2 pseudogenes (1 of these 2 cut by a window edge) are annotated in these 1,024 nt (G+C 64.8%); both read right to left on the reverse strand.

Features of this window, described 5'->3' with window-relative positions:
- Nucleotides 1-286: pseudogene (locus ACFE99_RS03325) on the reverse strand (acyl-CoA dehydrogenase); the annotation flags it as partial.
- A gap of 50 nt (nt 287-336) precedes the next feature.
- Nucleotides 337-1,024 (reverse strand): annotated as a pseudogene (locus ACFE99_RS03330) (acyl-CoA dehydrogenase family protein) (it continues 279 nt past the right edge of the window).

Here is a 1,024-nt window from a genome sequence, read left to right on the forward strand (position 1 = left end):
CCGACACTCGGTGAATCGGAAGGTCACCGCCCACCGTCGTACCCGCGTCATCGGCGCGTTTCCAGACCACCCACGACCCGCCCGCAAACGGCAGCGGCACCGTCCCGCCGCCGTCGCGTCCAGCGGCACCCAGCACGACGTCGTTGATAACCGGCGCATGGGCACCGGTCTCGCCGAGCAAGCGGAATACCAACCGGAAAGCGGTGTCGGGCATTTCGGCCAGCATGTCGAGCCAGCCCAGTTCGGCCAGCGCTTCGTCGAGCTGTCGGCCCGAGACTGCGGTCATCGTCTTGCGTAGCGCATCGTCGAGCAGCTGCAGGGACTCGGTGTCCACGCTCACTCCTTACCCAAGTCCAGAAGCCGGCGCGCGATGATATTGCGCTGGATCTCAGCGGTGCCGCCATAGATGGTCGCCGCGCGCGAGTACAAAAACTCTGTCCGCCACGAGGTGTCGTCGAGTTCGATGACACCGGGCAGAAGATCGCGAGCGGTGTCATACAGCCGTTGCTCTGCGGTGGCCAACAGGACCTTGTCGATCGAGGTCTCCGGACCCAGCCGCTCGCCGTCGGACAGCCGATGCAGGGTCGCACGTGATCGGCAGCGCAAGACGTGCAGCGCCAGATATGCCGACCCGAGGTCAGAATCGTCGGGGTCGTTCGCCTCGGCGATGAGTCGATCGAAGCGTGAATAGAGGTAAGCGATCCGCTGCCAAAAGCAGGTCGAGCGCTCGTAGGGCAACAGGTCCATCGCCAGTCGCCAGCCGTCTCCCGCCTTGCCCAGCATCCGGCCACCCGGGATCTTCACGTCGTCGAAATACACCTCGCAGAACTCATCGACGTCGTGCATGGTGCGCAGCGGCCGAACGGTGATGCCGGGCGTATCCATGTCGACGAAGAACGCCGTGATCCCGTCGTGGCCGGGTGCGGTGCGGGTCAGCAGCACGCACCGGGTCGAATATTGCGCGAAGCTGGTCCACACCTTCTGGCCGTTGACCACCCAATTATCGCCTCGGGGAACCGCACGC

Source organism: uncultured Mycobacterium sp. (assembly GCF_964249325.1).
Lineage (GTDB): Bacteria > Actinomycetota > Actinomycetes > Mycobacteriales > Mycobacteriaceae > Mycobacterium.